Genomic DNA, 25,688 nt, shown 5'->3' on the forward strand with positions numbered 1-25,688 from the left:
ACTTAGAGAGGGGGCAGCGGGCGGCTGCGGCGCTCGTCATCGGTAGCCACATAGGTAAGCGTGGCTTCCGTTACCTTGACCGTTTCAAGTTGCAGGCGTTTGCGTTCTGCATACACTTCCACCGAAACCGTAATGGAGGTGCGGCCTGTTTTGATGATTTCTGTGTAGAAACTGAGCAAATCACCCACAAACACGGGCTGCTTGAAGGTGAAGGCATTCACGGAAATGGTGGCAACCCGGCCTTGGGCGCGTCGTGTTGCAGGAATCGCTCCGGCAATGTCCACCTGGGACATGATCCAGCCACCAAACACGTCACCGTGAATATTGGCGTCTGTGGGCATGGGCATGACGCGCAGGGTGGGGGCTCCGTCCGGGAGCGAAGAGATGTTGCTTGAAGTAGTCACAAATACTCCCGTATTGGAAGAAAGGGTGGTGGGACAGATGCCCGTCGCGCGGAGCGCACGCCGTCAACAATAGAACCTGCCATTGTAACGGCCAGCTTTGGCTCCGCTATGAAACATTTGTTAAAGCATCAACGGTGTTGTGCCAGCCAGTCTAGAGCCAATTTGGCCCAATAGCTGGCACCAATAGGAATCAGGGCGTCGTTGAAGTCGTAGCTGCCGTTGTGCAGCATGCACGGACCCATGCCGTGGCCCTGGCTGCGGTGGTCGCCATCGCCATTGCCTAGCCAGACATAGCAGCCGGGGACTTCTTGCAACATGAAGGAGAAATCTTCGGCGCCCATGGAAGGGCGGATGTCCTGACGCAGCTTGTCGGGGCCAACCAGCTCCTTGATGACTTGTGCGCAAAAGGCCGCTTGCTCGGGATTATTGATGGTGGGAGGGTAGCGGCGGTCAAAGTCGAACTCGGCCTTGCAACCCTGGGCGGCACAGCTTTGCTCGCACAGTTCGCGCATGCGGGTCTCGACCAGGTCCAGGGCTTCGGTGGAGAAGGTGCGTACCGTGCCGCGCATGACGGCTTCGTTGGGAATAACGTTATCGGCAGAGCCGGCATGAATCTGGGTAATGCTCAGCACCACGGGTTCGAGGGGGTCCACATTGCGGCTGACAATGGTTTGCAGACTTTGCGCCAGTTGCACGGCCGCCATGATGGGGTCCACGCCCAGATGGGGCATGCCTCCATGGGCGCCTTTGCCTTCAATGCGAATTTCAAAGGTATTGCTGGAGGCCATCATGCCGCCTGGCAAAACCCCGAAGGTGCCGGCAGGCATGCCGGGCCAGTTATGCAGGCCAAAAACAGCTTGCATGGGGAACAGCGTGAACAAGCCATCCTTGATCATTTCGCGTGCGCCGCCAAAACCTTCTTCGGCAGGCTGAAAAATCAGATAGATGGTGCCCGCAAAATCACGGTGCTCGGACAGGTAGCGCGCTGCACCCAGCAGCATGGCGGTATGTCCATCGTGTCCACAGGCATGCATCTTGCCGTCGTGACGGCTTTTGTGTTCGAACTCGTTCAGCTCCTGCATGGGCAGGGCGTCCATATCGGCGCGCAGCCCCACGGATGGACCTTCGCCGCCCGTACCCTTCAGGATACCGACAACGCCTGTCACGCCCAGGCCACGATGTACCGGAATATCCCATTTCTCCAGCCAGGACGCGACTTGATCGGCCGTCCGGGTTTCCTCGAAAGCCAGTTCGGGGTAGGTGTGGAGATCGCGCCGGATAGCCGCAATTTCATGCGACCAGGCGGAAATGGGTTCAAACAGCTTCATGATGCGGGCTTGTCCTTGGGTTTGAACAATAAAGTAGAGTAGAGTTAACCATAAATAAACACGTATTAGGTGACAAGCCCTTGGATACTCAGCAAAAACCTTGGCTCGAGCATTATCCGGCCTCCGTGCCCCATGAGATTCAGTTAGGCGCCGAGCAGACCTTGATCGATTGTCTGGATGCCGCCATGAAAAAGCATAAGGACAGGACTGCGCTGACCTTTATGGGGCATGACATTTCCTATGAACATCTGGACCGCAGCGCGGATGCCTTCGCGGCTTGGTTACAGGCACAGGGGCTGGAGCGTGGCAGCCGTGTGATGTTGATGCTGCCCAATGGTTTGCCCTTCCTGATTTGCTTGCTGGGCACCATGCGGGCGGGCATGGTGGGCGTCAATACCAACCCGCAATACACCGAACGCGAACTGGAGTTCCAACTGGCCGATAGCCAGGCTCAGGTCATTGTGATTCTGGAAACCTTTGCGCATGTGCTGCAGCAAGTTCCTGACAATGTGAAGCCTGCCCACGTGGTGTTGAGTACCGTGGGTGATCTGATGGGGCTCAAGGGCAGCGTGGTGAATTTCGCCGTGCGTTATTTGAAACGCATGGTGCCGTCTTATTCTTTGCCGGGTTCGCACAGTCTGAAGGCCGTGCTGGAGCAGGGCAGCAAATTGAGCCTGAGCCGTCAGCCCGCCAAACCGGATGATTTGGCGCTGTTGCAATACACGGGCGGTACAACGGGCCGCCCTAAAGGCGCCATGTTGAGCCAGCGCAATTTGATGGCAAACGTCTTGCAGGTGGAGGCCGTGGGCTTTCCCGCTTTGGGCGACTTTAAAGGTCCGGCTTACACCATGATGGTGGCCTTGCCGCTGTATCACATCTTTGCGCTGACGGTTTGCGGTCTGTTTGCCATGTATGCAGGTATGCATATGGTGCTGGTGATGAATCCGCGCGATCTCAATTCGGTTTACAAGGCCTGGAAACGCAATCCGCCTGAAGTTGTTCCAGCGGTGAATACCTTGTTCAATGCGCTGGCGAATCACGAAAAATTCCGTACCTTGCCGTTTGCGCAGCTCAAACTGTGTCTGGCCGGTGGTGCCGCCTTGCAAAAAGCCGTGGCCGAGCGTTGGCTGGCTGTGACGGGCTGCCCTTTGATTGAAGGCTATGGTCTGTCGGAAACCTCCCCGGTGGTGGCGGTGAACTCGACGGATTCACGCGATTACAGTGGCACGATTGGATTTCCCTTGCCTTCAACCGATGTGCTCTTGCTGGATGAACAGGGGCAACCGGTTGCCATGGGCGAACAAGGCGAGCTGGCCGTCAAAGGGCCGCAGGTTATGTCGGCTTACTGGAACCAGCCGGAGGAAACCGCCAATGTCTTTACGCCTAATGGTTTCTTGAAGACGGGTGATATCGGTGTCATGGATCAGCAGGGACGTATTCGTCTAGTGGATCGCAAGAAAGACATGATTCTGGTGTCGGGCTTCAACGTTTATCCGAATGAAATTGAAGACGTAGTGGCGGCGCATCCTGATGTGCTGGAAGTGGCGGCGGTGGGGGTGCCCAGCGAGCACAGTGGTGAAAGCATCAAGCTGTTCGTGGTCAAACGTAATCCGTCCTTGACTGAAGCCGATATCAAGCAATGGTGCAAAGAGCGTCTGACGGCGTACAAGCGTCCCCGCATTATTGAGTTCCGTGATGAGCTGCCCAAAAGCAATGTGGGCAAGATCTTGCGCCGCGTCCTGCGGGATGAGCAAGCCAAGCCTGAAGCGCAGGCTTGATTTGGAGGTTTGGAGGACGGGGCGACTATTTAGCAAATTGCTAAACCTGGCCTGCAACCTGATCTGTATGAAAAAAGCGAGCCGTTTTTAAATGGCTCGCTTTTTTATCGGGCGATGAAGATCAGAGCAGGAGGTTTGGCAACTGGCCCCGAATAAGGCGTTAAGGCTTGGGTTTGGTCGGACGCTGTGTCAGCGACGGACGCACCATGCCCAGCAACTCATCGGCAATGTGGGCATTGCCTGCGTAGACGTGACCGCTGACGGGCCAGGGCTCTTCCTGATACAGGTCCTGACACACACCCTTGGCTTCACGCACCAGCAAGGTGCCAGCGGCAACGTCCCAAGGGGCCAGGCCCATTTCCCAGTAACCGTCGTAACGCCCACAAGCCACCCAGGCCAGATCCAGCGCGGCGGCACCCATGCGGCGCACACCACGGCTGCCTGTAATGGAGGCGTTCAGGCTGGGCATGTATTGGTCGGAAAAAGAGAAGTCGCGGAAGGGAAAGCCTGTGGCCAATACCGAGTCCGCCAGTTTTTTCGATGAGGATGTCTGAATACGGCTGCCATTCAACCAGGCGCCCACACCGTACATGGCGGTAAACAGCTCTTCGCGATTGGGGTCGTAGACCACGGCAATGACCGGGGTGTCCTGGGTCAGTACGCCGTTATCCATTTGGGTGCCGGCCGGGGCAATCAGGGCAACTGAGACGGCATAATGAGGAATGCCGTGCAGGAAGTTGGTCGTGCCATCCAGCGGGTCGATATACCAGGTGGGACGGCCTGTATTCACGCCGCCGCTTTCCTCGGCCACGATATCAATGTCCGGGGTGCGTTCCATCAGCACGCTGATGCAGGCCTGCTCGGCTTCGTGATCGGCTTGCGACACCAGATCGTTGTGCATTTTGTTGCTGATCACCAGAGAGCTACGGTCCGACGCATAGGCTTGTAAAATAGCGGCGGCGGCATGGGCTGCGGTAACAGCAGCGTCCAGGCAGGCGCTGAGCGGTAAACGTGACAATGGCATGGCAATCCGGTTTTAAAAAAGAAAAGTCTGAAGCTGAGACTTTTCATTGTACGTGTTTGTTGGTGTCAGTTTGATTAAGGCCAGTTTAAGGGGTTAGAGCGTGTGTGAGTGTTGTTATGGGCAAGAAAATTAATGGCTGCCTCTGCGTTTGAGCCCCTGGTCCCGGCTGTTCTGGAATTCAATGAGCGTGGCGTGCCTGTCAGCGCGGTGTATCAGGATAGCTATCACCCGGCAGATGGCCCTTTGGGGCAGGCACGACGGGTGTTTCTGCACAGTAATGGTCTGCCCGAGCGTTGGCGGGGGCGATCCCAATTTACGATTTGTGAAACCGGCTTTGGACTGGGGGCCAGCTTTCTGGCTACCTGGCAGGCCTGGCGTCAGGACCCGGAGCGCAGCCAGCGGCTGCATTTCGTGTCGGTTGAGGCTCATCCTTTCCGCCATTCAGATTTGGCGATTCTGTACGCCCGCTTGCCCGAGGAGTTGCAGACCCAAGCCCAGGAACTGCTGGCAGCCTGGCCCATACTGGTGCCGGGCATACACAGGCTGGAGCTGGATAGGGGACAAGTCACACTGACCTTGGCCTTTGGGCAAGCCGAAACCATGATGCGCGAGTTGCACTGCCATGCGGACGCGTTTTACCTGGATGGCTTTGCGCCCCGTGGCAATCCTTCCATGTGGTCGCGGTCGGTCCTGGGGCAACTGGTGCGTCTGGCTGCGCCGGGGGCGACAGCGGCTTCCTGGTGCTGTGCCGGGCAGGTGCGACGTGATCTGGCCTCGGTAGGTTTTGAAGTGGAAAAAGTCCCCGGTGCCGGGGGGAAGTGGTGCACCATTCGCGCTCGCTTGCGTCCCCACCTGGGACGACGCAGCAATTTGCCACCACAGCAAGGGCGGGCGGTAGTGATTGGTGCCGGTTTGGCGGGGGCGACCTGTGCCTGGGAGTTGGCCCGCAAAGGTGTGCCCGTTCTGGTTTGTGATCCGGCACTGAGCCAGGGCCTGGATGCGACGCATCAAGGTCACCGTCTGGCTGCCATCTCCCCCGTGTTCGCCCTGGATGATGCCCCCTTGGCCCGCTTGAGCCGTAATGCTGTTCTGCATGCCTGGCAGGGCTGGAAAGACTTGCCGGAAGCGGCTCGCCCGCGTCGAGTCGGAACCTTGGTGTTTGGGCAGGCGGGCAATAGTGATGCCGAAATTCAGCAGGCGCTGGAGCGTTTGGCCTTGGACCAGGATTGGGTGCAATGGCTGGATCGTGAGCAGGGCTCGGCCTTGGCTGGGGTGCCGCTGCAAGGCGGTGGCCTGTATTTTCCGCAAGGCATGGTAGTGAATCCCGGTGCACTGGTGGCTCATCTGCTGGATCACCCCTTGATTCAATGTCTGCCAGAGCAGGTGTCCTTGCGAGCCGGCCAGGAGCCGGGGGTGTGGGATATCTGCAATCAGCAGGGGGAGCGCTTGGAAAGCAGCAATCGTGTAGTGATAGCCGCGGCAGCCCAAAGCCTGAGTTTGCTGCCCGACGAGTTCTTGGCCCAGCATCCTCTACCACGGTTGGCGGCCATGCAACGTCTGGCCGGGCAGGTGACATACTTGCCTGCCGACCAGGCTTTGACTCGTGGTGAAGTGACTTTAAGTGGTCAGGGCTATATCCTGCCTGTAGACCCGCAGGGGCAAGTTATCGGCAGCACCTACGAACGTTTTGGTGAATCTGCCCAGGTCAGCCGCCAGGGCCATCAGCAAAATATAGAAAAAGTTTCTGTCATGCTGGCCAATCCCGCTATGACGGTGGCAACACCTGCACAAGGATGGGCCGGTTGGCGCTGTGCTTTAAGTGATCATTTGCCCGTGATGGGTTTTGTGCCGGGCCTGCCCGGTTTGTTTATGGCTGCGGCTTACGGCTCACGTGGTTTGAGTTGGAGCCTGCTGGCAGCCAGTTTGTTTGCCGCTTATTGTCTGGAGGAACCCATTCCTTTGGAGCGGCGTTTGGAGCAAGCCTTAATACCTCGCTAAGGCCCTTTTTTCGAATTATTTCGGCGAAATGTGAAGCAACATTTTCCTTTGTAGCGCAAATACGTCAAAATAGTGGCCTTGTTAAGTAATCTTGAGCGTGACCCTGCGATCAGCATCGTGCCGTTCGCTCCACTCTGACGACGTGACACAATTGTTTAATCATCTGAGTTTGTTGACGACGAAACCGGCCCAGGCCGATTTCGCTTTTGTCGAAACCGATTTTGCGCTGCGCATCGAAGCTCATGCGCCGGGTGTTTTTCGTTTCCGCTGTATGCCGGCTACCCGGCTCGATAATGAAAAGCTCAGTACCCGTGCCAAAGCTTTGGGCGATATGCTGCTGGCCCGCCATGAGGCGGTCAGCGAATTTCAACTGGAAGCAGCCGATTCGGGCTGGCGGATTGAGCAGGGCGAGCTTGCCCTGCACATTCAGGCCAATCCGTGGCGCTTTGAAGTCCGGCGTGGCGAGCAACTGCTCTTGAGCAGTGGCGATCAGCCATTGATGCTCGAGCAGGAGCCCAATAGTTGCTGGCAGCTGGTTCTGGCCCTGGCCGAGGAAGACGCCCTGTATGGTTTGGGCGAAACCCTGGGCGAACTGGACCGCCGCGAGGAAACGGTTGATACCGATCGTCCGGACGACCGCAGCCTGCCTTTGCTCTGGAGCACCCAAGGCTGGGGTTTATACATCAATACCTTCGAGCGGGTTGAACATGATCTGGGTCAGCAAGACCTGGATGCGTACCGCGCTCGTGTACACGCTGCCGAACTGGATTTCTTCCTGTTCCTGGGTGATCCCAGCGAAATCATCAATCAGTACTCGGCCTTGACGGGTCGTGCCGGTCAGCCCGGTGTCACGCCTATGGGCTTGTGGCTGGATGGCGCTCAGGCGCAGGATGTAACGTCCTTGCGTGAGCTGGCCAATCAGTGCCGCGAGCGGGGTATTGCGCTGGATGTGGCCGTCTTGCCGCCACCGGAGCCTTACGATTTTCAGCAGGACAAGCCTACGCTGGAGTGGGATGCCGCCCGCATGGCTGACCCTCGCGACGCTTTCTCTGCCTTGCAGAATGATCAGTTGCAGCTGGCCGCCTGGACTCGTCCTTGTGTACTGGCGGGCACCAGCTTGTTCGAAGAGTGGGAAGATCGCGGTTGGTTGCTTATCAATGATGACGACGGCTGCGCCTATGTCTTCCCTGGCGATGAGCTAAGCGGTGGTCGCGACTACGGTTTGCTGGACCTGACCCACAAAGACGTGTTCCGCATGTGGACCGAGCGCCAGCGTCAGATGGTCGACGATGGTCTGGGTGCCGTGCTGTGCAATGCCCGTTTTGATATTCCGGATGCCATCACCAGCCGTGGTGGCGAGTCGGGCGCCCTGTTGCGTGCGATTTACCCTGTGCTGGCACGTCAGGCCCTGTTTGACGCTGTTGCCGGTCACAAGACACCGCAAGAAGGCGTGGTTGCCAGCCGTGACTTGAGCCCATCTTCCCAGCGCTTTGCCTGGCAGTTGGGCCCGCAGGTGGAAAATACCTGGGCAGGTCTGACGCAATCCTTGAAGTCCGCCTTGGCTACCGGTAATAGCGGCGTGCCTATCCAGATTCATGGTTGGGGCAATGCGGCTGCATCGACTAGCGAAATGACGCCAGAACTGTATCTGCGTTGGTTGGCCATGTCGGTTTTCTCGGCAAACTTCAGCCTGCAAGGTATTCCTGCCTTGCGTCCTGATGCGTTTGATGAAGAAACCCAGGCTCAGGTTGCTCATTGGCTGGAGTGGCGTTTCCGTCTGGTGCCTTATGTATTGGGCATTATTGAAGACGCCGTGCGTACTGGCTTGCCGGTACAGCGCTCCATGGCTCAAAGCTTCCCGGCAGATGCCCAGGCTCGCTTGTGGGATACCCAGTATTTGTTGGGTCCTGCCTTGCTGGTGGCTCCTGTCTTGCAGCCTGGTCAGGATGTTGAGGTCTATCTGCCTGAGGGCGATGCCTGGTGGGATCTGAGCACAGGCTGGCGCTATGAAGGCGGCACCATCCTGAAAATGACTGTGGGTCTGGATCGCTTGCCGGTCTTTGGACGCGAAGGCCATATGCTGTGTCTGGGACCGGTGGTCAAGCATACATCCGAGTTCAACTCGGCTCGTTTGCTGGATGAGGTCTGGATGTTTGGCATGCCCGAGCACAGCCCGGTTGTGATGCGCAACAAGATTCGCGTCATGCAGATGCAGGGTTCCAGCTACATCAAGGGTCTGGAAGGATTGAAGATCCTGCCGTCCGAAGGGCTGGAGGTCAAACGCCGTGGTGCCGAGGTCCGTATTTCTCGTGCCCGTTAAGCGCTAGACGAACCTGATCGTCTTTGAATGCCTCCCGGCATTGGGGTCTGACCTCAGTCTCGGGAGGCATTTTCTATTTTCAGCAGTAAATACTCCTGGATAGATGTTCCGATTTTGTTTCTGAAACAGGGAAAAGGGCAGGGGCGGGGCCTTGGCAAGACGCTGTTTTCAGGTTTTTTAAAGAAAAACGCCTTTTTTCCAATTATTTTGCATTTAGTGCTTGACGGCTTCTTCGGAACAGGCCATAATTTCATCTTTCAGTCGGGGGTCGTTAGCTCAGTCGGTAGAGCAGCGGACTTTTAATCCGTTGGTCGCGCGTTCGAGTCGCGCACGACCCACCACTAAACTGAAACGTAGAAACAAGGCCGCTCTTAGCGGCCTTTTTCTTTGGGCGCTTGCCTTGCACAGCCAAGGTCACATCCGCGCATTGGCCGGTCGGAAATCTTGCTATACAGTGCAGCCCTCAGTATGGTTTCAATATTTCCTTGGGTTATATCTATCTGGTCATAGTCAAATTTGCTTTATGGTAAATTTCGCTTACAGCTCAGGCTTTTATAACTCGACTGACTAACTAGGCTGAGTTCATCTTGATTCGTCTTGAACACATCTCAAAAACCTATTCCTTGGCAGGCAAGACCGTTCATGCTTTGAACGACGTTTCCTTGCAGATTCACCAAGGAGAGGTCTTCGGTATTATTGGTCGCTCGGGTGCTGGGAAAAGTACGCTGATCCGCATGCTCAATCTGCTTGAGCAACCTAGTTCAGGCCAGGTCTGGGTGCAGGATCAGGACATCACACGCTTTTCGGGTGCGCAGTTGCGCGCTTTCCGACAAGGCGTGGGCATGGTGTTCCAGCATTTCAATCTGCTCCATTCCCGCACGGTTCTGGATAATGTCTGTTTTCCTCTGCGCCTGGCAGGGGTGGATCGCGCCCAACGTCACGCTCGCGCTCTGGAAGTGCTGGAGCTGGTGGGCTTGAAGGACCATGCCAATAAGTATCCCCGTCAGTTGTCGGGCGGACAACAGCAGCGCGTCGGTATTGCCCGTGCCCTGGCTAATCGGCCGCAGCTTTTGCTGTGCGACGAAGCGACCTCGGCACTGGATCCAGAAACCACCCAGTCGATCTTGCGTTTGCTGCGTGAGATCAATCAGGAATTGGGGCTGACGATTGTCCTGATTACGCACGGCATGGACGTGATTCGCTCTGTCTGTGATCGGGTTGCCGTGATTGATGCCGGCAAGATCGTGGAGTGTGGTGAAGTGCTGGATGTGTTCCTGCACCCGCATCATCCCACTACGCAGTCCTTGCTCAGTGAAAGCGGCGTGAACGCTGACGACTGGCATGCCTTGGCAGAAGGTGTGCCCGGTAGTGTCATGCGCTTGAGCGTGCGCGGTGTGGCGACAACGGAGCCTTTGATCAGCCGCATTACCAGCCAGCTGGGGCTGAATGTCAGCATCTTGCAGGGGGCCATTGGCCGCATCAAGACCGAGCCTTACGGACAACTGGTCGTGGCCGTGGAAGGCGATGCGCAGGCTAAAGCAGGGCTGGATGCCTTGCTGACTGAATTGAATGTCCAATTTGAGGTATTGCGACCATGAACTTTAGCAACCTGGATTGGGCGCTGATTGGTGAAGCCACGATTGATACCTTGTTGATGACGGGTATTTCGCTGGGCTTTACCGCAATTATTGGTTTGCCATTAGGCGTGCTGCTGTTTCTGACCAGCCGCAAGCAGATGCTGGACAATGCCTGGATCTACCAGAGCTTGTCCCTGATCGTGAATATCTTGCGGTCCGTGCCGTTCCTGATTCTCCTGATCGTCATTATTCCTTTGACGCGCATTCTGGCCGGTACGTCGTTGGGCGTGCAGGGTGCTATTCCACCCTTGGTCCTGAGCGCCGCGCCGTTTTTTGCCCGTTTGGTGGAAAACGTCCTGCGTGAACTGGACCCCGGTGTGAATGAGGCCTGCCGTGCCATGGGAGCGAACTCCCGTCAGACCGTCTTGCTGGCTTTGCTGCCTGAGGCGACGACTGGCATAGTGGCGGCCCTGATTGTGACCGCCATTGCCCTGGTGGGGTATTCGGCCATGTCCGGTGTGATCGGCGGCGGTGGCCTGGGTGACCTGGCCTTGCGCTTTGGTTATCAACGATATCAAACGGATGTCATGGTGGTGACCGTGACGATCCTGGTGGTGCTGGTGCAACTCCTGCAGGTGTTTGGAGACGCCATGGTGGCTCGCTTGAGCCGAAAATAAGTCCTGGCAGCTATCGTCATAGTCTTGCCTTTCTGAAACTGGAGTCGCTCATGTCTTTGAAGAAATTTGTTCCCGTTCTGGCCTTGTCCGTGTCGGCTCTGCTGGCCAGTGTGGCCCAAGCTGCCGAGACCCTGTCGGTTGCTGCTACCCCCGTGCCGCATGCCGAGCTGCTGGAGTTTGTGAAGCCTGCTTTGGCCAAGGAAGGTGTGAACCTGGATATCAAGGTGTTCACCGATTATGTGCAGCCCAACCAGCAAGTGGCTGACGGCCATATCGATGCCAACTTCTTCCAGCACAAACCTTACCTGGATACGTTCAACAAAGAACACAAAACCGATCTGGTGTCGGTGGCTGTGGTTCACGTTGAGCCCTTCGGTGCTTACTCCACCAAGATCAAGAGCCTGGATGAGCTGAAAGAAGGCGCGCTGGTGGCGATCCCTAACGATCCTTCCAACGGTGCCCGTGCCTTGCTGCTGCTGCAAAAAGCCGGTGTTCTGACTCTGAAAGATCCCTCCAACATTCTGGCAACCTCGCGTGATGTGGACCAGAACCCCAAGAAGCTGAAGTTCAAGGAGCTGGAAGCCGCTACCTTGCCTCGCGTTCTGGCTGATGTGGATATCGCCCTGATCAACACCAACTACGCGCTGGAAGCCGGTCTGAACCCCACCAAGGATGCTTTGGCTATCGAAGGTGCAGACTCCCCTTACGCCAACTTGATCGCTGTAGCTGCCAAGTCCAAGGATGACCCACGCGTGGCCAAGCTGATCCAGGCTCTGCATAGCGAAGACGTGAAGAAATTCATCGCTGACAAGTACAAAGGTTCTATTGTTCCTGCGTTCTGAATTTGAGTGTTGATACGACTCGCTGTATGAAAAAACCTCGGGATTTCCCGAGGTTTTTCTTTTTTTAAAACTATTAAATACAAACAGTTGTGCTGCTTCGGGTAGGATAGATCAACGCTGGGGCAGGTCATGAGCCTGCGCTGACTTGGGTAAAACATCGAACTGGCTGGTTTTTGGTCAGTCCCTACAGAGGAGTAACGGATGTTCAATAAGAAAATGAAAACCCTGATGGCCGGTTTGGCCTTGGCTTTGGCTTTGCCCGCTGGGCAGGCTCTGGCACAACAAGGCAAAGAGCTGGTGGTCGCAACCGATACGGCGTTTGTGCCTTTTGAGTTCAAGCAAAACGGTAAATACACCGGTTTTGACATCGACCTGTGGGATGCGGTCGCCAAGAAGGCCAATCTGAATTACCGCTTCCAGCCCATGGACTTCAACGGCATTATTCCGGGCCTGCAAACTCGCAATCTGGATGCTGCGCTGGCCGGGATCACCATTCGTGATGACCGCAAGCAAGTGATCGATTTCTCCGATCCTTACTACGAAAGCGGTCTGGCCATTCTGGTCAACACCGATAACTCGGCCATCAAGACTGCCTCCGATCTGGAAGGCAAGACTGTGGCGGTGAAGATCGGCACCGCCACGGTGGACTTCATGCAGCGCTCGGTTCCTACTGCCAAGCTCAAGCTGTTCCCCAATATCGACAATGCCTTCCTGGAGCTGGCAACTGGCCGTGTGGACGCGGTGGTGCACGATACGCCTAACGTGCAGTACTACGCCCAGACTGGCGGCAAAGATCGTGTGAAGGTCACTGGTGCCGTGAAAAGTGGTGACTTCTACGGTATTGCCTTTCCCAAGGACAGCGAACTGGTTCCGGTCGTGAACCAGGCTTTGAAAGATATTCGTGCTGATGGCACCTACGACAAAATCTACCAGAAATGGTTTGGTAAACAGCCTGAATAAACAGGCGTAAAGCCAAGCGCATGCCAAGCGGTGATCGCGTGTCGTAACGGGATCACCGCTTTTATTTTTTGACGCTCTGTTGTGGGCGTTTATTCAAAGACAAAGGTAGCACTGTGACTTTTGAATGGGACGCTATCTGGGGGGCTTTACCCAGCCTGCTGGAAGGTACAAAAATGACGCTGCTCATTACCCTTTTGGGGTTGGTGGGTGGCGCTATATTGGGTTTTCTGACCGGGGTGATTACCACCTATATTCGGGTACCGGTCACCTGGCGCCGAGCCGCCTTGTTCGTGTTGGGCGTGTTTGCACTGGGCTTTGCGCTCAAGGGCCTGTCCTGGCTGATGAGCAATTGGCTGAGCTTTGTGCCAGCCTGGATCTGGAGCTCCATACAGGCGCTGATCGCTCTGTCGCTATTGGGCTTTTTCAGACGCTATCTGTTGTATGTGCTCTCTTTCCTATGCCAGCTTTACGTGCTGTTCATACGCGGCACGCCTATCGTGGTGCAGGTGATGTTCATCTACTTCGCACTGCCCATGCTGGCCAGTATCCGAATTGACGGGCTGACCGCGGCGATCTTTACCTTGATGATCAACTCTGGGGCCTATATTTCCGAGATTGTGCGTGGTGCCTTGCAATCTGTGCCCAAGGGCCTGAAAGAGGCCGGAGAGGCCATGGGCCTGCCATTTCACAAGATCTTGCGCCACATTATTGGACCGGTGGCGTTTCGCCGCATGATTCCCGCCATGGGTAACCAGTGCATCATCAGCTTGAAGGATTCTTCGCTATTTATTGTGATTGGGGTTGCTGAGCTGACTCGTCAGGGCCAGGAAATTATTGCGAACAACTTCCGTTCGGTGGAGATTTGGGGAGCGGTGGCGGTGATCTACCTGATCCTGACCAGCCTGATTGCCCTGACTCTGAAGTTTATTGAACATCGCATGAGGATTGTATGAGTATTGTCGAGTTCAAGAAGGTAACCAAGCGCTTTGGCGACAATATCGTGCTCGACGATATCAGTCTGAATATTGATAAAGGCGAAGTGGTTGTGGTGGTTGGCCCGTCCGGGTCGGGAAAATCCACCTTCCTGCGCTGCATCAACAAGCTGGAAGACATTCAGGCTGGCGATATCGTGGTCAATGGTTTGAGCGTCAATGGCACGCCCGCTCAGGTGCGCGACTTGCGCCGGGAAGCAGGGATGGTGTTCCAGCAGTTCAATCTGTTTCCGCAGATGAGCGCGTTGGAAAACGTCATGTTCGGGCCCATCCATACGCGTGGCACCAGCCGCTCTCAGGCACGCGAGGAAGCGACGGAGTTGCTGGCCAAGGTCGGCCTGGCCGAGCGTATGAATCATTATCCTAACGAGCTGTCCGGTGGCCAGCAGCAGCGGGTCGCCATTGCTCGTGCCCTGGCGATCAAACCCAAGCTGATGTTGTTTGATGAGCCTACCTCCGCACTGGACCCGGAACTGCGTCAGGAAGTGCTCAAGGTCATGCAGTTGCTGGCGGAAGAGGGCATGACCATGGTGGTGGTGACACACGAGATGGATTTTGCGCGTCGTGTGGGTAGCCGTCTGATCTTTATTGATCAGGGCAGGGTGGCGCACGATGGTCCACCTGCGGAGTTGCTGAGCAATCCACCTAGCCAACGTTTGAAAGACTTTTTGCAGCACGTGGCTTAAGAGTCTGGCTGGATCGTCGGCTATAAAAAAGCCCTTCAGGATTTTGGCGATGAAGCCAAGGGCCTGAAGGGCTTTTTTGTGACTACCAGCCTGTGCGTGACAGGCTCGTGCTTATCGGGAAGGCGTCACGTAGATGGTGCGCGTGGCAACGACGCGGTTCGCACCATCCGGCTTGATGCGGATCGTGACCTGACGGGGCGTAAAGCCGGCTGGCAGTTCTACAGAGCCATTGATGTAGGCATAACGGCCGACGCTGACAGGCTGGCTGGGCAGGTCCACATTGCCGCTGCGACCATTGCTGTAGCGGCCAGCAGCAACCAACTCCATGGTGCCGGTGAATTCGGCGTCTTTGCCCTTGTCCTGCATCAGCAGCACAAAGTGGTTCAGTTGGCCGTCCGTAACCGAGAACTCGGCAGCGCGAATGCCCGGGGAGGTGCCGCGTGGGTCAGGAGGCATGGCATCGGCAAATAGCGCGATATCCTTTTCCAGCTTGGTGACCATGGCTTGCAGATCGCTGGTCTGTTTGCCCAGCTTGTCTTCCTTCTGGCTGACATCTTCAAGTTCGCGACTGGTCTGGTTCAACTGAGCCTGCAGGCGTTGCTTGTCAGCGTTGGCGCTGTTGAGGTCATAGTGCAGTTGTTCCGACTGCTCCACGGTCAGGCGCGTAGGGCCATAACTTTTTTGCAAGAACAGCAGGCCACCAGCACCTAGGGTAATACCTGTCAAAAGCAGGACAAACCAGCGTGGAATACGGCGTTTTCGACGGCTGGAGCCGTAGGCGGTGGGTTTGAATACGGTGCGTTTGGAGGAACCAAGCATGAGAACAGACGTTCCTGTCAGACAAGGGACTCAAAGCAAATCAAGTCCCGATTACAAAACCCATTAGCATAGACGTCATTGGGGCTATGGAGGCGGGATGGCTGGCTTTGTTGCCCTTTGTTGTGCTTGGAAACGTCTGCCAGCTAGCCTGGAAAATATCAGTTTACTGTGAGGGTGCTAACGATTCCAAGTGTTGGTTTAACTGGGCTAATCGTTCGGGGGTACCGACATCCATCCAGAAACCTTCATGCAGACTGCCCAGCACCTGCCGGCGCTCGATGGCGGCATGCAGCAGGGGGGCGGCTTTGGCAGGCTGATCTTTGGGCAGATGGGCAAAGAGTTCGGGTTTGTAGACCCCTATGCCGCTCAAGGTGGCGCTGCGGGCACCCCCAAGGGTTTTGGCGCATAGGTGCAATTGTCCTTCTTGCATGCCAAAGTCGCCTTCGGGGTGGTGGGGCGGGTTGGGGGTCAGGATCAACCAGGCCTGCTCCGGGCCAGCTTGCAAACGTTCGGCCATGGCAAAGGCTTGGGCAGGATCCCAATCGGACCAGATATCGCCATTCATTAACAGGAAAGGCTGGTCCTGGAAAAAATCCAGTGCCTTGGCAATGCCACCGGCCGTTTCCAGGGCAGATGATTCAGGCGAGTAGCCCAGGCGCAGGCCCCATTGGCTGCCATCACCCAGAGTGGATTCAATCTGCTCACCCAGCCAGGCGTGGTTGATGATGACTTCTCGAAAGCCGGCTTTAGCCAGCGCGCGCAAGTGCCAGACGATGAGAGGCCGACCACCTGCCGGAATCAGGGGTTTGGGGCAGGTGTCGGTCAAGGGGCGCATGCGCTCGCCTCGACCGGCCGCCAGAATCATGGCGCGCATCAGACCGTCATGCCCAAAACAGTTTGGCGACCCTCCAGGCGGTTCAGCAGGCGCAGCAAACCGTTAAAGCACTCGTAGCGGCTGGCCACCTGATGTACATAGCCCAGCAGGCGGGGCATATGGTCCAGATAATGATGTTTGCCGTCACGCAGAGAGAGGCGGGCAAACACACCCAGAATGCGCAGATTGCGTTGCAGGCCCATCCATTCGTATTGCTGGTGGAACACGGCAAAGTCGGCAGGCACATCCAGGCCGGCTTCCATGGCGGCTTGCCAGTAGCGAATTGCCCAGTCCAGTTGCTGCTCTTCCGTCCAGGTAACACGCGCGTCCATCACCAGGGAGGCAATGTCATAGGTGATGGGGCCAGCCAGGGCGTCCTGGTAGTCGATAACACCGGGCTCGCTTTGGCCGGGCAGGGGCATCATCAAATTAGGGCTGTGGAAATCCCGGTGCACGAGTACAGTAGCGCTTTGCACATTGGCCTGAACCAGCTCGGCAAAGGTTTTGCGCAACATCTCCTGATCTTTTTCGCTTAGTTCAAACTGGCGATGTTTTTGGATGTACCACTCGGGGAACACCTGTAGTTCTTCCAGCAAACGCTGTTCGTTGTAGGGAGGCAAACCCGTGGTGTCGGCTTGTTGCAATTTCACCAAGGTCAACAGCGTACTGCGGTACAGTTTGTCCAGCTCGCTTTGCGGCATGGGGGTTTTTAGTGCGGTCTGGAAATTGTCCTGACCCAGATCGCTGAGCAGCAAAAAGCCTTGTTCAGTGTCTGCTGCCAGGATTTCGGGCACGTGGATGCCCGTCGGTGCCAGCAGTTCGGTAACGTGCACAAAGGGCTTGCAGTCTTCCGTGGCCGGAGGCGCATCCATCAAAACGACGGTTCGGTCCAGGGCTTGCAGGCGAAAGTAACGACGAAAGCTGGCGTCGCTGGAGGCCGCTTGCAGGCTGTCCAGATCCAGTCCAAACCGGGACTTCAGGGTGTTCAGCCAGGTAATTGCTTGCTGCAAACGAGGGTCGGTAGCGGCAGAAATAGAAGCAGACATAAATAAGGGGAAGCAGAAGATCGTAACGGATTAGTGTTTAGCAGTGCCGCTAAACGGCAGGCTTAACTATAATACCGGGTCGCCAGGGTTTTTCGTCTCTGGTGGAACAAATGCAGGACATAAATGCAGGACACAACTGGAGGCGCAGTCTTAGTGCGAGTTGCGGCGTGGTATATCGTGTTGATGATGACAGGCATGGGGGTCGCCCAGGCTCAGTCGTCCGTGCGTCCGTCTTTAAAGACGTCCCCCGGTTTGCAAGTGCGCAAGCTCCAGGAAGAGGATATGGCCGTCTATCTGATAGGCGACCAGATGAAAACACTGGAAGATGGCACCTTGCGTCTGGAAGGCGGTGCTCAGGTCCGGCGCATTGATTCTGTCGTCAAAGGCGACCGGATCGACTATCAGGAAAAAACCGGCCAGGTGGAAGTACGCGGCAACGGCCTGATCATGCGTGATGGGGCCCTGGTGCGCAGCCCGGAGTTTGATTACAACCTGGACGCGGATACAGGGCGCATGTCGTCCCCGGAGTTCTGGCTGGGGGCCACCGGCGGTAGCGGTACCGCGACGCAGGCTGATATTCTCAGTTCCAACCATATGCGGCTATCCGATGTGAATTACTCGGGTTGTCCATGTCCTGAGCCTGCCTGGTATATCCAGTCGCCCAAGGTTGATCTGTATTCCAAGGAAAACGAAGGGGTGGCGCGTAATGGCGTCTTGTACTTCAAGGGTATGCCCCTGTTGTATTCTCCCTACCTGACCTTTCCGCTCCGTAAAGAGCGCAAGTCCGGTTTCCTTTTGCCTACTTACGGCATGACGACGCGGGGTGGCATAGACCTGAGCGTGCCGTATTACCTGAATCTGGCCCCTAATTACGATGCCACCCTGACGCCCCGCTTCATGGCTAAACGCGGCGCCATGTTGGGGGGGGAATTCCGTTATCTGGGTGACAGCTTCTCCGGAGAGTTGACCGGTAACTATCTGCCTGATGACAAGGAGCTGGGTTATAAACGCTGGTTGTTCATGGGGCAATATCGCCAGAGCCTGCCTGCCAGTTTCTATTTGAATGCGGATATCCGCCGTGTCTCGGATGATGATTATTTCCGTGACTTCAGCAGTTTTGGATTGAACGATTCCACCATTCAGGATCTGGCCAGCACGGTGACTCTGGGTTGGGGTGGTTCCAAGTATTTCCGCTCTCACGTCAGTGCGACGCGGTATCAGACCCTGCAGGATTCTTCTACTGGATATCGTCAGCCACAGTACGACAAATTGCCTGAGTGGTATTTGGGTGCATCCCGTTATAACTGGGGTGGCTTTGATGTAGTCAGCGATAACTACGCAACCCGTTTCCGTTTGCCGTTTTACAGTGGCAATCTAAGCGAATTTGACAGCATGCGCAGTACCCGTCTGGCTCCAGATGGTACGCGTTTCTCGTCCTACACAACGGTGGCTTATCCTATCGTTCGCCCAGGTTGGTACATCACGCCCAAAGCGGGCCTGCACATGAGCCAGTACCAGACAGACTGGTATGTGGGTGATCCTAATATGGCGCGTTTCGCGGACCGGGCCCGTACGCAAAGTCGTGTTTTGCCTATCCTGTCCCTGGATACCGGCATGACCTTCGAGCGTGACACCACCTTGTTTGGCAACGACTCCATTCAAACCCTGGAGCCGCGTGTTTACTATCTGTACGTGCCTTATCGCGACCAATCCTCGCTGCCCTTGTACGACACCAGTCTGGCCAGTTTCAACTTTGCCCAGGCTTTCAGTGAAAACATTTTCTCCGGTGGTTGGGACCGTATCTCCAATGCAAACCAGGTCACTGTGGGTCTGACGTCCCGCTGGCTGGATGCTGACACGGGCTATGAGCGTCTGGTTCTGCAGGCTGCTCAGCGCTTGTATTTTGATAAGCAAACCGTAACACTGGGCGCTGAAAAAGCGCGTACCAGCACCCGCTCAGACTATCTGGTCGGTGCCAGTGCGGCTTTGACCAATACGTTTTCGGTCAACTTCGATGCGCAGTTCAATCCAGACGAAAAACGCCGCAACCGTCTGGCCTCCGGTATTCGTTGGCGTCCTAAACGCCTGGCAACACTGGGTGTGAACTATCGTTATGAGCGTGACCCCCGTCAAGTCGTTGACCCCAACTTCACGCCGACTGATGAAGATCATCGTGGTAAGGAATACGTCTCCATGACGGGCCAATGGCCGTTGAGCAACAAGGTGTACGCTGTGGGACGTTACGATTATTCCATCCAGGAAAGCCGTGGCACGCAAACGGTGCTGGGGCTGGAGTATAAAGGCGACTGTTGTTGGGCGGCTCGTGTGGTGATGCAACGCTATGCGGTTTCGGCCAGGGAAACCAATAAGGCCCTGTTCTTCCAGCTGGAGCTATCCGGTTTGGGCGGAATTGGCAACGACCCTATCAAAATGCTGCGTGACCGTGTGATTGGCTATGAACCCGTCACCAATCCCGTACAGGAAAAAATGATTCATGAGAGGTATGAATAATATGCGTTTCAGCTTGAAAAACCGTACCCTGTCATTGGCTTTGATGGCCGTCATGGGGCTGGGCACGGCTCAAATGGCTCAGGCGCAGTCCAAGCCCGCTGCAGCCAAGGCGGCACCCGCTGCTTCCTCCCAGTTTGTGGATGGCATTGCTGCCGTGGTTAATGACGAGGTGATTACCCTGCGTCAGGTTGATCTGGAAGCCGCACAGGTGCTGGAACAGTTAAAGCAGCAGAAAATTCCTGCTCCTGATCATGACATCTTGCGCAAACAGGTTTTGCAACGGCTGATCAATGAGCGCCTGGAGCAGCAGGAAGCTCGCGCCATGGGGATTTCAGTCGGTCCACAGCAAGTGGATGAAGGTGTGCGCATGATTGCTTCGCGCAACAATATGACCGAAGCCCAGTTGCGAGCCGAGATTGAAAAGAATGGCATTAGCTGGGAGCAGTACCGTGCCAATCTGAAGCAGGAAATCCTGCTGGATCAGTTGCGCATGCGTGCGGTCGACAGCAGCATCAATATTACGGACGCCGACATTGATATTTACCTGCGCTCTCAAGGTGGCGCAGGTTTGGGCAATTTGGGGCAATCGGCGGCACAGGCGCAAAATGCACCTGTCAGTCTGGCGCAGATCCTGGTGCGAGTGCCTGAAGGCGCGAACTCCAGCGAAGAAGCGCGTTTGCGGACCAAAGCAGAGGGCCTGCTGGCCCAGGTTCGTTCCGGCGCAGACTTTGCCGGTTTGGCTGCCTCCAACTCGGATGGTCAAGAGGCCCTGAGCGGTGGTGCGTTGGGAACTCGTTCCTTGTCCGACTGGCCTGACTTATTTGCACAAGCTGTCCATAACCTGGCCCCCGGCCAGGTTTCCGACCTGATTCGCAGTGGTCAAGGTTTCCATATTCTGAAGGTGCTGGAGCGAGGCGGTGCTGCGCCTGGCAATACTTCGCCTGTGCCCAGTGCGGCATCGGCGCAGTCCGGTCCCATGATGGTGACGCAGACTCATGCTCGCCATATTCTGGTCAAGCTGTCCAAGGTTATGACTTCCGAACAGGCTCGTCAGCGTATTGAGCAACTGCAAGTGCGTTTGCGCAATGGCGAGTCCTTCGAGGATCTGGCCAAGCGGTACTCGGAAGACAGCAGCGCACCACAAGGTGGTGATTTGGGTTGGCTCTCGCCTGGCGAGACTGTGCCTCCGTTCGAGCAAGCCATGGACAAGCTGCAACCCGGCAACGATACCGCCGTGGTGGAGTCCCAGTTTGGCTGGCACCTGATCCAGGTGATCGAGCGCCGTACCCGCAATATGGAAGGTGAGTACAAGCGCATGCAGGCCCGTCAGGCTCTGTTCCAGCAGCGTGCCGAGCCAGCTTTCGAGGACTGGCTGAACAGCCTGCGCGGCCGCGCATACATTGATAACCGTTTGGACCCCGAGTCCAGCACCCGCCGTCGCTAAGGATAAGTATGGCCCAGCATCAGGCGCGCAAGCGCTTTGGACAGAACTTTCTGGAAGATGAGGCCATCATCGACCAGATCATCCGTGCGATTGGCCCTCGGCCTGTCGATAATATGGTGGAAATTGGTCCGGGCCTCTCGGCCCTGACCCGACCGCTGACGCAGGCGCTGGAGCGTTTGCGTGTGGTCGAGATTGACCGTGATCTGGCTGCCCGTCTGCGTAATCACTATTCGCCCAGCAAGCTGGAAATCATTGAGGCTGATGCCTTGAGTGTGGACTTCGGTGCTTTAGGCCCGAATCTGCGTATTGTGGGTAATCTGCCGTACAACATCTCCAGCCCCTTGCTCTTTCATTTGCTGGACTATGCCGATGCCGTGGTGGATCAGCACTTCATGCTGCAACGCGAAGTGATTGATCGCATGGTCGCCAAACCCGGCTCTTCAGACTACAGCCGCCTGTCGGTGATGCTGCAGGCACGCTATCGCATGGTGAAGTTGTTTGAAGTGCCGCCCGAGGCATTCAACCCACCACCGCGTGTTGTGTCGGCAGTCGTGCGTATGGTGCCTTTGGCGGCAGATCGTCCCCAGGCGCGTGATGCGCGTGTATTCAGTCAGGTTGTGGCGCGGGCCTTCTCGCAAAAACGCAAGATGTTGCGCGGTGGCCTGGGTGACTGGACGGCTCATATCGACTGGGAGGCGCTGGAAATTGCACCTACCAGCCGTCCGGCTGATTTGTCCCTGGCACAGTACATTGCCCTGGCCGATCACCTGATGGATAAGGGCGTTATCCAAGCCGCCTGATAGACAAAACTCCATAATGAACGACACCCCAAAACAGGATATAGATTCCGTTTTGGGGTGTTTTTTTATGAGGGACACCGTTGAGGCCATACGGAATGATCGGCCATTCCTGGTTGAGTCTGCAGTGGCAGAGTTTCCTGCCCTCATGCAGAGCCCTGACTTCTAGCCAAAGAACCAATAACAAACCGCAATCGAGGCCAGCACGCCTGCCAGATCAGCAATCAAGGCGCAGGAAACCGCGTGGCGGGCACGTTGGATGCCGACCGCACCAAAGTAGACCGCCAGCACATAGAAAGTTGTCTCTGTGCTGCCCTGCACGGTCGCACCCAGCAGGGCCGGGAAGCTGTCCACGCCGTGATGCTGCATGGTTTCAATCAACAGGGCACGAGCGGCACCGGCTGAAAAGGGTTTGACCAGAGCTGTAGGCAAGGCATCAATAAAACGCGTATCCAGTCCGGTCAGGTTCACCAGCCAGCGGATCACGTCCAGCACGATATCCAGAGCGCCAGAGCTGCGTAGCACGCCCACAGCGCACAGCATGGCCACCAGATAGGGCAACAGATCCCTGGCGACGCCAAAGCCTTCTTTAGCACCTTCTACAAAGGCCTCATACAGAGGAATCTTGCGTCGCCAGCCCATCAGCAGGAAAAGCCAGATGATGGACAGCAAGGTCAGGTTGCCCATCAGAGAGGACAGCGACTGGATGGCTGCCGCACTGAGTGTTGCCAGCAAGGCCATGAAAGAGCCCAGGATCAGCGCAAAAACGCCGAACCACAGCATCAGAACGGGATCAAATAAACGCAGGCGCTGAACCAGGGCAACGCTGAGCAAGCCCGCCAGGGAAGAGGCGGTGGTGGCCAGCAGAATGGGCAGGAACACCATTGTAGGATCGGGTGCACCTTGTTGAGCCCGGTACATGAAGATGCTGATGGGGATCAGCGTCAGCGACGAGGCATTCAGCACCAGAAACAGGATCTGTGCATTGGTCGCGGTGTCCGGATGCGGGTTCAGTGTTTGCAGGGACTTCATGGCTCGCAAGCCTATAGGCGTGGCGGCATTGTCCAGACCCAGGCCATTGGCCGCGAAGTTCAGAGTGATCAGCCCCAGAGCGGGGTGACCGGCAGGCACGCCGGGCATCAGGCGGCTGAACAAGGGGCCTAGCCAGCGGGCCAGGGTGTCGATCAGCCCGGCCTTCTCGGCAATCTTCAAGAAACCCAACCACAGGGTGAGCGTGCCAAAAAGCAGCAGCATCAGTTGCACGGACAGGGCGGCCATATCGAACAGGCTGCGCACCATCTGCGCAAAAATTTCGCTATTTCCCCCGACCAGCCACTGGTAAAACCCGCTGACGGCGGCAATCAGGAAGAAAAACAGCCAAAGAGTATTGAGCATAGTGTTGGCAGAAAACAGGGCAGGGAAAAGCCAAGCTAGATTGTCGCAGAATACAGGCGGGTTTTAGCGGCTACGGTATGTAAGGGTAGCGGCACAAATAGTCGCAAAATATGATTCAGGCACCTTTGTGCCAAGTTGAACAATTAGGGGGAAGCATAAAAAAAACCGGCCAGTTAAGGCCGGTTCTGTTTGCTTTAATCCACGCGCCCTTTGGCCTGGATCAGTTCAATCTTGTAGCCGTCCGGATCTTCTACAAAAGCAATCACGGTGGTGCCGTGCTTCATCGGGCCTGCTTCGCGTACGACTTTGCCGCCACGAGCCTTGATGTCCTCACAGGCTTTGTAGGCATCAGGCACTTCCAGTGCAATGTGGCCATAGCCGTCGCCCAGATCGTAGGAGGGGGTGTCCCAGTTGTGGGTCAGCTCCAATACGGCGGCTTCGGACTCGTCCTGATAGCCAACAAAAGCCAGGGTGAAGCGGCCGTCCGGGTAGTCGGACTGGCGCAGCAATTTCATGCCCAGCACTTCGGTGTAAAAGGCCAGAGAACGGTCCAGATTGCCGACACGCAGCATGGTGTGCAGGATACGCATAAGGTAGAGCTCCTAGAGTTCAACCTGCCTTAAAGCAGGGGCAGGGTGCCTGGATCATATTGTCGTAACTGATTGCGCGCATTGACAAAATCAGGGTAGAGCGTTTCGACCAAGGCCCAGAAACGTGGGCCGTGATTCATCTCTTGCAGATGCGCGACCTCGTGAGCGACGACGTAATCAATGATGGATGGGTGAAAGTGTATCAGGCGCCAGTTCAGCATGATGATGCCGTCACTGTTGCAGGAACCCCAGCGTTTGGCGGGGGCCGCCAGCCGCAATTTGCTGGCACTCAAGCCCGACAGGTTCAAATAATGTTGCAGCCGCTGCTCAAACCACTGTTTGGCTTGTTTTTGCAGCCAGGCCTGAGTCAGTTCCTGAACACGTTGTGGTTCGGCCTCGACGGGCAGGGGGAGTGACAGGCGTTGACCTCCTTGAACCTGACCGGCTCGTCCGTCGAAATGTACCTGCTGAATCTGCGGGTTCAGGCTAAGGCGGATGGGCACCCCCATAAAGGGCAGGGTATCGCCATCAACCCATTGCAGGCTTTGCAAGGCCAGTTGTTCGCGACGTTGCTGGTATTCGCGCAGCTTGCGCAGGATCCAGGCGCTTTTGCTGTGCAGCACTTGTTCTGCCTGACTGATCTTGACCCAGGAGGGCAGGGCAACGGTCAGGCCACTGTCGTTGATGGTCAGGCCCAGGGTACGGCGGCGGGAGCGTTTGAGCTGATAGCCAATGGTGTGGCCATCCAGCTCCACCTGCTGCCATTGCACACCTTCCGGCAAGCTTTCGGGCCGGACAGTCAGGGCACTTTTGGGGGGCAGAGCAGAACCGGCGGGCGGCTTTTCTTGCCGCTTCGCCGGGTGGGGAAAGGCTGTGTCAGGAAACAGAGCCAGTTGTGGGGGGACCGTCATAGCGTTCCGGATTCAAGACGCGCATTTCGGTTTCAATCCATGTCTGTACGCGTTGGTTTACTTCTTCAGGGGTCAGCCCGGCAGGATCAATGGGAGGACCAAAGGAGATAGTAACCAAGCCCGGCGTCTTGATAAAGGCATTGCGACGCCAGCATTCGCCCGCATTATGCGCTACGGGAATAATGGGCGTGCCAGTACGGCTGGCCAGCAAGGCGCCACCCATCTTGTAGCGGCCGGTATAGCCTGGGGCGGTACGGGTGCCTTCGGGAAACAACAAGGGCCAGCGGCCTTCGTCAATGCGCTGCTGCCCGATCTTGATGACCTGTTCAAAGGCATCCCGGCCTTTGGCACGATCAATAGGAATCATGCGCAGCAAAGCCAGCCCCCAACCAAAGAAAGGGACTTTGTGCAGTTCACGCTTGTACACAAAGCATACCTGACGCGGCATGTAAGAAGGAAAGAACAGCGTTTCCCAGGCCGACTGGTGCTTGGACAGGATGATGGCCTTGCCATCGGGCAGGTTTTCCCAGCCCTTGGTCTGCCAGCGTATGCCCAGGATCGTGCGCGCACCCCAGACAGCCAGACGTGGCCAGCCAGTGGTAAAGCGATAGCGTATATCCAGGGGCAGTGGCGCAATAATCAGGCAGGCAAAGGCGTAGGGGATAACGGTAATCAACAAAAAGAGTTGATAGAGTGATGCGCGGATAATGCCCAT

At 56.4% G+C, this 25,688-nt stretch carries 22 protein-coding genes and 1 tRNA gene; 13 read left to right on the plus strand and 10 right to left on the minus strand.

Going from position 1 to position 25,688, the window contains the following annotated elements; translation table 11 throughout:
* Positions 1-2: 2 nt before the first annotated feature.
* Together NBV64_RS04540 and NBV64_RS04545 are read right to left on the minus strand one after the other, a co-directional pair.
* The gene (locus tag NBV64_RS04540; RefSeq protein WP_003803527.1) at positions 3-347 is read right to left on the minus strand and encodes an acyl-CoA thioesterase; all 345 of its coding nucleotides are present in this window, start codon (positions 345-347) and stop codon (positions 3-5) included.
* Between the two features lie 185 nt (positions 348-532).
* On the minus strand, positions 533-1,732 hold the full coding sequence (locus NBV64_RS04545; protein ID WP_088451031.1) for a M20 aminoacylase family protein: 1,200 nt from the start codon (positions 1,730-1,732) through the stop codon (positions 533-535).
* Between the two features lie 80 nt (positions 1,733-1,812).
* Here NBV64_RS04545 and NBV64_RS04550 point away from each other — a divergent pair, with 80 nt between their 5' ends.
* Positions 1,813-3,510 carry a long-chain-fatty-acid--CoA ligase gene (locus NBV64_RS04550; protein WP_009455026.1) on the plus strand — a complete coding sequence of 566 codons (1,698 nt, stop codon included), beginning with the start codon at positions 1,813-1,815 and terminating at the stop codon, positions 3,508-3,510.
* A gap of 160 nt (positions 3,511-3,670) precedes the next feature.
* Here NBV64_RS04550 and NBV64_RS04555 read toward each other — a convergent pair whose 3' ends face one another.
* On the minus strand, positions 3,671-4,534 hold the full coding sequence (locus tag NBV64_RS04555; protein WP_009455018.1) for an inositol monophosphatase family protein: 864 nt from the start codon (positions 4,532-4,534) through the stop codon (positions 3,671-3,673).
* Between the two features lie 132 nt (positions 4,535-4,666).
* On the opposite strand from NBV64_RS04555, the gene mnmC reads away from it, so the two are divergent.
* From mnmC to glnQ, 9 genes are all read left to right on the plus strand, one after another.
* Positions 4,667-6,532, plus strand: a complete 1,866-nt coding sequence (gene mnmC / locus NBV64_RS04560) for a bifunctional tRNA (5-methylaminomethyl-2-thiouridine)(34)-methyltransferase MnmC2/FAD-dependent 5-carboxymethylaminomethyl-2-thiouridine(34) oxidoreductase MnmC1 (protein WP_250756765.1) — start codon at positions 4,667-4,669, stop codon at positions 6,530-6,532.
* A 151-nt stretch (positions 6,533-6,683) separates the two neighbouring features.
* Complete coding sequence (locus NBV64_RS04565; RefSeq protein WP_250756766.1) at positions 6,684-8,852, plus strand: glycoside hydrolase family 31 protein; 2,169 nt, start codon at positions 6,684-6,686, stop codon at positions 8,850-8,852.
* Positions 8,853-9,117: 265 nt separating this feature from the next.
* A tRNA-Lys gene (locus NBV64_RS04570) sits at positions 9,118-9,193 on the plus strand.
* A 246-nt stretch (positions 9,194-9,439) separates the two neighbouring features.
* Positions 9,440-10,450, plus strand: coding sequence for a methionine ABC transporter ATP-binding protein (locus NBV64_RS04575; protein WP_045930959.1), 1,011 nt, complete (start codon positions 9,440-9,442; stop codon positions 10,448-10,450).
* A complete protein-coding gene (locus tag NBV64_RS04580) occupies positions 10,447-11,106 on the plus strand; it encodes a methionine ABC transporter permease (protein WP_022983463.1) in 660 nt (219 codons plus the stop codon). Before NBV64_RS04575 ends, NBV64_RS04580 begins: the two co-directional genes overlap by 4 nt.
* A 50-nt stretch (positions 11,107-11,156) precedes the next feature.
* On the plus strand, positions 11,157-11,948 hold the full coding sequence (locus NBV64_RS04585; protein ID WP_009455007.1) for a MetQ/NlpA family ABC transporter substrate-binding protein: 792 nt from the start codon (positions 11,157-11,159) through the stop codon (positions 11,946-11,948).
* Positions 11,949-12,176: 228 nt separating this feature from the next.
* Positions 12,177-12,908 (plus strand): glutamine ABC transporter substrate-binding protein GlnH, encoded by a 732-nt coding sequence (gene glnH, locus NBV64_RS04590; RefSeq protein WP_373568170.1) that lies wholly within the window; start codon positions 12,177-12,179, stop codon positions 12,906-12,908.
* A gap of 173 nt (positions 12,909-13,081) precedes the next feature.
* Positions 13,082-13,861, plus strand: a complete 780-nt coding sequence (locus NBV64_RS04595) for an ABC transporter permease subunit (RefSeq protein ID WP_022983464.1) — start codon at positions 13,082-13,084, stop codon at positions 13,859-13,861.
* Entirely contained in the window at positions 13,858-14,586 is a 729-nt protein-coding gene (glnQ, locus tag NBV64_RS04600) for a glutamine ABC transporter ATP-binding protein GlnQ (protein WP_009454997.1), read from the plus strand. Before NBV64_RS04595 ends, glnQ begins: the two co-directional genes overlap by 4 nt.
* 111 nt (positions 14,587-14,697) lie before the next feature.
* Here glnQ and NBV64_RS04605 read toward each other — a convergent pair whose 3' ends face one another.
* The 3 genes from NBV64_RS04605 to NBV64_RS04615 form a co-directional block, all read right to left on the minus strand.
* A complete protein-coding gene (locus tag NBV64_RS04605) occupies positions 14,698-15,405 on the minus strand; it encodes a PilN family protein (protein WP_250756767.1) in 708 nt (235 codons plus the stop codon).
* Positions 15,406-15,568: 163 nt separating this feature from the next.
* Complete coding sequence (gene murU / locus NBV64_RS04610; protein ID WP_250756768.1) at positions 15,569-16,279, minus strand: N-acetylmuramate alpha-1-phosphate uridylyltransferase MurU; 711 nt, start codon at positions 16,277-16,279, stop codon at positions 15,569-15,571.
* The gene (locus NBV64_RS04615) at positions 16,279-17,325 is read right to left on the minus strand and encodes an aminoglycoside phosphotransferase family protein (RefSeq protein ID WP_250756769.1); all 1,047 of its coding nucleotides are present in this window, start codon (positions 17,323-17,325) and stop codon (positions 16,279-16,281) included. Before NBV64_RS04615 ends, murU begins: the two co-directional genes overlap by 1 nt.
* A gap of 123 nt (positions 17,326-17,448) precedes the next feature.
* Here NBV64_RS04615 and NBV64_RS04620 point away from each other — a divergent pair, with 123 nt between their 5' ends.
* From NBV64_RS04620 to rsmA, 3 genes are read left to right on the plus strand one after another with little or no spacing between them, the layout of a single operon-like run.
* On the plus strand, positions 17,449-19,836 hold the full coding sequence (locus NBV64_RS04620; protein WP_250756770.1) for an LPS-assembly protein LptD: 2,388 nt from the start codon (positions 17,449-17,451) through the stop codon (positions 19,834-19,836).
* Positions 19,829-21,280, plus strand: a complete 1,452-nt coding sequence (locus NBV64_RS04625; protein WP_319002403.1) for a peptidylprolyl isomerase — start codon at positions 19,829-19,831, stop codon at positions 21,278-21,280. The genes NBV64_RS04620 and NBV64_RS04625 overlap by 8 nt, the downstream gene beginning before the upstream one ends.
* Before the next feature lie 8 nt (positions 21,281-21,288).
* Positions 21,289-22,080 carry a 16S rRNA (adenine(1518)-N(6)/adenine(1519)-N(6))-dimethyltransferase RsmA gene (rsmA, locus tag NBV64_RS04630; RefSeq protein ID WP_250756771.1) on the plus strand — a complete coding sequence of 264 codons (792 nt, stop codon included), beginning with the start codon at positions 21,289-21,291 and terminating at the stop codon, positions 22,078-22,080.
* Positions 22,081-22,242: 162 nt separating this feature from the next.
* Here the strand turns inward: rsmA and NBV64_RS04635 are convergent, their stop codons facing one another.
* The 4 genes from NBV64_RS04635 to NBV64_RS04650 all read right to left on the minus strand — a co-directional run bounded on the left by NBV64_RS04635 (position 22,243) and on the right by NBV64_RS04650 (position 25,688).
* A complete protein-coding gene (locus NBV64_RS04635) occupies positions 22,243-23,472 on the minus strand; it encodes a spore maturation protein (RefSeq protein ID WP_250756772.1) in 1,230 nt (409 codons plus the stop codon).
* A gap of 194 nt (positions 23,473-23,666) precedes the next feature.
* Entirely contained in the window at positions 23,667-24,062 is a 396-nt protein-coding gene (gloA, locus tag NBV64_RS04640; RefSeq protein WP_035271035.1) for a lactoylglutathione lyase, read from the minus strand.
* A 29-nt stretch (positions 24,063-24,091) separates the two neighbouring features.
* Entirely contained in the window at positions 24,092-24,973 is an 882-nt protein-coding gene (locus NBV64_RS04645; protein WP_250756773.1) for a M48 family metallopeptidase, read from the minus strand.
* Positions 24,939-25,688: a lysophospholipid acyltransferase family protein gene (locus NBV64_RS04650; RefSeq protein ID WP_250756774.1), complete on the minus strand. Its 750-nt coding sequence runs from the start codon at positions 25,686-25,688 to the stop codon at positions 24,939-24,941. The genes NBV64_RS04645 and NBV64_RS04650 overlap by 35 nt, the downstream gene beginning before the upstream one ends.

The organism is Alcaligenes sp. DN25 (assembly GCF_023674485.1).
Lineage (GTDB): Bacteria > Pseudomonadota > Gammaproteobacteria > Burkholderiales > Burkholderiaceae_B > Alcaligenes > Alcaligenes phenolicus.